6 protein-coding genes and 1 pseudogene are annotated in these 5,888 nt (G+C 60.1%); all 7 read left to right on the forward strand.

What is annotated here, in order from left to right; genetic code table 11:
- Positions 1-80 precede the first annotated feature (80 nt).
- The 7 genes and pseudogenes from HLUSI_RS0110905 to HLUSI_RS28090 all read left to right on the forward strand — a co-directional run bounded on the left by HLUSI_RS0110905 (position 81) and on the right by HLUSI_RS28090 (position 5,871).
- Positions 81-791, forward strand: a complete 711-nt coding sequence (locus HLUSI_RS0110905) for a fimbria/pilus chaperone family protein (RefSeq protein ID WP_029363387.1) — start codon at positions 81-83, stop codon at positions 789-791.
- Between the two features lie 192 nt (positions 792-983).
- Positions 984-3,092 (forward strand): annotated as a pseudogene (locus tag HLUSI_RS28085) (fimbria/pilus outer membrane usher protein); the annotation flags it as partial.
- Between the two features lie 24 nt (positions 3,093-3,116).
- The gene (locus tag HLUSI_RS34075) at positions 3,117-3,422 is read left to right on the forward strand and encodes a FimD/PapC C-terminal domain-containing protein (protein WP_269147417.1); all 306 of its coding nucleotides are present in this window, start codon (positions 3,117-3,119) and stop codon (positions 3,420-3,422) included.
- A gap of 19 nt (positions 3,423-3,441) precedes the next feature.
- On the forward strand, positions 3,442-3,711 hold the full coding sequence (locus HLUSI_RS0110915; RefSeq protein WP_016834018.1) for a DUF1120 domain-containing protein: 270 nt from the start codon (positions 3,442-3,444) through the stop codon (positions 3,709-3,711).
- Between the two features lie 37 nt (positions 3,712-3,748).
- Complete coding sequence (locus tag HLUSI_RS0110920) at positions 3,749-4,018, forward strand: hypothetical protein (protein WP_016834019.1); 270 nt, start codon at positions 3,749-3,751, stop codon at positions 4,016-4,018.
- 118 nt (positions 4,019-4,136) lie between these two features.
- The gene (locus HLUSI_RS0110925) at positions 4,137-5,657 is read left to right on the forward strand and encodes a DUF1800 domain-containing protein (RefSeq protein WP_029363388.1); all 1,521 of its coding nucleotides are present in this window, start codon (positions 4,137-4,139) and stop codon (positions 5,655-5,657) included.
- Positions 5,658-5,673: 16 nt separating this feature from the next.
- Positions 5,674-5,871: a hypothetical protein gene (locus tag HLUSI_RS28090; RefSeq protein WP_040503377.1), complete on the forward strand. Its 198-nt coding sequence runs from the start codon at positions 5,674-5,676 to the stop codon at positions 5,869-5,871.
- Positions 5,872-5,888 lie beyond the last annotated feature (17 nt).

The raw sequence follows: 5,888 nt of genomic DNA on the forward strand, positions 1-5,888 counted from the left end.
AGAGAATATTCTCAAATACTCTTAAATCTGGCATCGGAGCTGTTGCAATCGTTATCTATAACAACCGGGGGGTAAATGAAATGTGCACCAATTTTAAGAAATTGCTTTTTCTTGCTGTTGCCTGTTTTCTCTCCAACGCCGTCATGCCTGTCACCGCGTACGCCAGCGGCATGCTTCCGGAGACCTCGGTGGTCATCATCAACGAAGCCGACGGCGAAGCCAGCATGAACGTCAAGAACACCGACGCCAATGCCACCTTGCTGTACACCTCGATTCAAAACCTCCCGGAAGACAAGGAAAACCTCCTGATCGTCACCCCGCCCGTCGCGCGCGTCGAGCCGGATGAAACCCAGTTGGTGCGCTTCATCCTGCAAAGCAAGGAACCGCTCAAGACGCAACGATTCAAGCGCGTCATTTTCGAAGGCATCCCGCAGCAATCCAAAGACGGCGGCGTCAAGGTGACGATGAACGTGCGCCAGAATCTGCCGGTCATCATCCATCCCAAAGGTCTCGCGCCCAACCGGGAACCCTGGAAATTGCTGACCTGGTCGGTACGCAACGGCAACCTTGTCGCCAAGAACGACAGCGCCTATGTCGTGCGGCTGGCGCAGACAGTGACGCTGTTGCCGGGCAACGCCGAGCTTGATCTCGGCAAGACCTATTTCCTGCCGGGTGAAACCATCAGCGTAGCGGTCCCGGCAACTGGCGCGGCATCGACCTCGGTACGCCTGGCGCCCGCGACCGTATATGGCTTCTCGGTGGACAGTTACGACGCTGCGCTTACCAGGTAAGTCCCGCTTTTTTCTCCCTCGCAATCAGGGAAAATGAATAACAAAATCCGCAGGAAACATGGGGCTTTCCTCGACCCGCGCCCGCCGCCCGACGTTCGCCTGAAGCATTGCCTCATTGCCTTGTCTGCCGTAGCGGGGGGAATGGCGGCTTTGCCGTTGCATGCTGCCGATGCCAGCGGATTCGATCTGAACATGCTGAAAGAGCGCGGCATCGATCCTCAGCTCGCGGATTATTTTCGCGAGGCTGCGCGCTTTCGTCCCGGTATGCAGGTTGTGACGCTGTTCGTCAACGGCAGCAAGCGTGGACGCGCCGATGCACGCTTCAATACCAAAGGCGATTTGTGTTTTGACGTCGGCCTGCTCGACAAAGGCGGATTGATCGTGCCGCCGCAGTTGAAAAAGGCCGACAAGCCCACATCGACGCCAAGGACGCCTGCGGCACAGACTACGAAGGCTGCGTCGCCGGACTGCTTCGACTACAAGGAAGCCTTCCCGCAAACCCGGGTCGAACTGCGTCCCGGCAAGGAAGAGGTGGCGCTGGTGGTGCCCACCGATGCTTTGCGGCCCACCGAGGACGACTTCGCCGGCTATAGCAGCGGCGGGACTGCTGCGATGCTGAACTACGAAATACTCGGCGTGAACAGCAAATTCTCCGGTGGCGGCAGCCGTTTCATGTCGGGTAACGCCGAACTGGGATTCAACGTCAAGGATTGGATCGTGCGCAGCCGCGAAGTCTATACCGCCCAGGATGGAAAATCGCAGCGCCAGCATGTCTACGCCTACGCTCAAAAAACGCTGATGGATTTCAAATCCATCTTGCAGGCCGGCCAGATCAACATTGCCAATTCAGCGGTCTCAGGCGGCGCCATTACCGGGGCGCAAATGATTCCGGAAGGTGCGCTGATGAGCCTCAATCGCAACAACGTCATGGTGGAAGGCATCGCGCAGTGGCAAGCGCGCGTGGAAGTGCGCCAGGCCGGCGCGCTGATCTACACCACCGTTGTTCCTGCCGGGCCGTTCGCGTTATCCGACCTGCCGCTGCTGAACTCGGGCAGTGATCTGGAAGTCACCGTGGTGGAAGCCACCGGTGCGCAACGTCGCTTCATCGTGCCGGCCGCGTCGCTGCACAGCGGCTCGCTTGGCAGCCAGCGCGGCTATTCATTTGCCGTCGGTCGTCAACGCAGTCTCGGCGGCAGCACCGCGCGCCAGCCGTGGATCGTGACCGGTTCGGGCGGCTGGAAAATCGGCAAGGACAGCAACGCCAACGCCGGTCTCATGGCGGCGACCTCGTATCAGGCCGGCGCCTGGGGAATGGACACACGCGTGTTCAACAGCACCAGCATCAGCCTGCAACAGCGCCTGTCCAACGCGACCGGCGAAGGCGTGCGCGGAACCCAGGTCAGCCTGTCCGGCAGCAGCCTGCTATCGACCTCATTCTCGGGCAGTTTTTCGGCGACACAGCAAACGCTCGGTTATCGCGACCTCGCCGACACCATCGTCGACACGCCCGCCAACGCCGGCGACTTGGAGCACAATCGCTATCGCGGCCAGTACACCGCATCGCTGAGCTGGAGCAATGCAACACTGGGCTCGTTCAATGTCGCCTATTCGCGCTCCTCGCTGTTCAGCGGCGTCTCGACCCAGCGGGTGACCGGCTCATGGGGTCAGACCTTCTCATTCGGCACGATATCGTTCAACCTCGAACACAATCTCGGCACCAGCGGCAACACCGACGCCAACAGCAGCAACACCGTGCCCATCAATACTTTCTACCTCACGCTGAGCATTCCGCTCGGGCAGCGCAACGTGCGCACCTACGTCAACAACAGCAGCGGCTACAAACGCTACGGCGCCTCATACAACGAGACGATCAACGAATACGCCAACTACACTGTTTCCGCAGAGCGCAACACCCAGAACCAGGAAACCGATCTCTCGACGCAGGCGTCGATACTGCCGCGCTATACCCAGGTCAACCTCGGTTATTCGCGTGCAGGATCGGGAGCGACTTCCATGAATGGCGGTCTGCGCGGCGGCATGGTGTAGCATCAGAACGGCCTGACGCTGTCGCCCTATCCGATCCAGGACACCTTCGGCATCCTGTCGGTGGGCGACGAGTCCGGCATCCGCGTCAGCACTCCCTATGGCCCGGTGTGGACGGACCCATGGGGACAGGCGGTGATTTCACAGATGGCGCCGTACGCCAGCAGCCGGCTGGAAATCGCTACCAAGAGCCTGCCGCGCAATGTCGACATCAAGAACGGTTACAAGCTCGTCGAGCCGGGACGCGGTTCAGTCAACTTCGTCACCTTCGACACCATCAAGGTGCGGCGCATCCTGCTCAACACCAAAGGTGCCGACGGCAATCCTCTGCCCAAGGGCGCGTTCGTGCTGGACGCCGAAGGCCAGTTCGTCACGACGGTAGTCGACGACGGCCAGATTTTTCTGATCAACGGCGTACCCAATTCCAAACTGGAGGTCTCGCTTCCGGACGGCAGGCAATGTTCATTGCAATTTGAATTGCCGTCCAGGGCGGATCCCAATATGTTCTTTGAAACTGCCGAGGCGCGCTGCGGCCCGGCTCTGCAAGTACAACTACAGATACGGAAAGCATCCCATGCTCAATCGTAAATCCCTCGCAGGCAGCTCCATGAACCGCCATGCCGTCGTTGCTGCGGTGATCGCATTGTCGTCGCTGTCGTCGCCGTCGTCGTCGACACAAGCTGCTCCCAACGACAATTGCCAGATGCAGATCAGCAATACGGTGATCGACTACGGCGAGGTCACGCGCGCCGAACTGCTCGGCCGCCAGGTGTCGCCTACCGCGTTCGCATTGGGCAAGCAGACCATGACGCTCTCTGTGAACTGCCGTCAGCCGTCGCTGATGACCATCTACTTTCGCGGCGCCCGCCGCCGGTGACGGTAACGGCTACCGTTTCGGCAACGCCGGCAACTTCGTGCTGAATCTGTCGCTCGCGCAACTGGACGGCAAACGCGTCAAGCTCGGCAACGTCAAAGTCACCGGCCAGCAACCCGACAACATGATGGAAACCGCCCTGCTGTCGCCCGGCGTGGGCGTTGTGCCGGTGCAGGATGAACGCACGCTCAAGGGCGCCAGTTTCTCGGTACAGGTGGAAATCAACACCAGCGTCTCCGGCACTGCCAGCCGGGTTGCCGACCGCACCACATGGCGCAGCAGCGGCAGCTTCGAGCTCGTGGAAAACTGACGAATAGCTGAAGGACTGCTGACGACGTTTCAGCAAGAACAAAGCTTTTACACTTTATTACAGCGACGTTCGGTGAGGATGCGATACTTTAAGCATTCTCTTTCCTACATGCGGCGTCATGCAAATCCCTCGTAGATATGGTGTGATCGGATTGCTTGCACTAGGCTTGGCCAGTGCTTGCGGTCAGGCGTTCGCGCAAGCGCTGAATTCGCAGGAGCAGGCGTTGCATGTGCTCAATCGCCTGGCCTACGGGCCGCGTCCGGGCGATGTCGCCGCCGTTGAAAAAATCGGCGTAAAACGCTACATCGACGAGCAACTCAATCCGGAACGCATACCTCTTCCGCCCGATCTGCAAAGCCGTCTCGACGGCCTGGCGACATACCAGCTCACCACCTCGCAACTCTACATCGCCTACGGTCCGCCATCCTTCCCGCCCAACAGCGCCAGCACCGACGAAAAGAACGCTGCACGCCAGCGCGCCGCGAAGGAAATCACCCCGCAAAGCCATGCCGCGCGATTGTGGCTTGCCACCGAAAGTCCGCGCCAGTTGCAGGAAGTGATGACCGAATTCTGGTTCAATCATTTCAATGTCTTCGAAGGCAAGGAATGGGTGCGCTATTGGAGCGCCGATTACGAAAAGAACGCCATCCGGCCCAATGCACTCGGCAATTTTCGCCAGTTGCTGGGCGCGGTCACCCATCATCCGGCGATGCTCTATTACCTAGACAACTGGCTCAGCAGCGGCGCCGGTACACCGCAAGCCAAAGGACGTTTCAAAGGCCTCAACGAAAACTATGCGCGCGAGCTGATGGAGTTGCACACACTCGGCGTCGACGGCGGCTACACGCAGGCCGATGTCATTTCGCTGGCGCGCATCCTGAGCGGCTGGACCATCGATGAGGCGAACATGAAACAAGGAGCCGACAGCGTCAACAGCGCCGGCTTCGCTTTCAATCCACAACGCCACGACGGCGCGGCCAAGCAATTCCTCGGCCGCACGATTGCGCCAGGCGGCCAGCAGGAAGGCGAACAGGCGCTCGACATGCTGGCGCGCAATCCGGCGACGGCGCGCTTCATCTCGACCAAACTGGTGCAATACTTCGTTTCCGACCAGGCCGATCCGGCGCTGGTCGAGAAACTGGCGCAGCGCTTCCTCGCCAGCGACGGCGACATCAAAACCGTGCTGCGCACCTTGTTCGACAGTCCGCAATTCTGGTCGCGCCGGAACTACCAAAGCCAGTTCAAGACGCCCTATCAATACGTCGTCTCCAGCCTGCGCGCCACCGCTACGCCGGTCGTCAACGCCAAGCCCGTGAGCGGCGTGCTCAGCCAGTTCGGCATGCCCCTGTACGGTTGGCTGACGCCGGAAGGTTACAAGTTCTCCGAAGAGGCCTGGCTCAATCCCGACGCGCTGCTGCGCCGGATCAATTTCGCCAACGGTCTGAGCAATGGCAAATCTCCGATTGCCCGCGCCGAAAATACGCAACCGGCAGCCAATGCGGAAGCCGTCGATCCGGTGCGACTGATCCAGACGCTGTCGCCGCTGCTGGACCAGAACGCCGTGACCGCAATCGCGGGGGCGCCGCCCAACTTGCAAGTCGGCCTGATCCTGGGCGGACCTGCCTTCATGAAACGTTAAAAGCATCGGAGCCGCAATGAAACGTCGGGACTTCATTCGCTATATGGGCCTGGCCGGCAGCGGCGCGATCCTGCTGCCGGTCGGACTGTCCGGCTGCGCGGTGGCGCCCGCCGGCAAACAGATTGCCGCCCATGCAAATACCAACGGCAACGCGCCATTGGCCTACGGTACTCCACGCCAGCGCGCGCATGCCGGTAATTGTTATCGGGATTAATCTTATTGTTATCGGGT

It is taken from the genome of Herbaspirillum lusitanum P6-12 (assembly GCF_000256565.1).
Taxonomy (GTDB): domain Bacteria; phylum Pseudomonadota; class Gammaproteobacteria; order Burkholderiales; family Burkholderiaceae_D; genus Herbaspirillum; species Herbaspirillum lusitanum.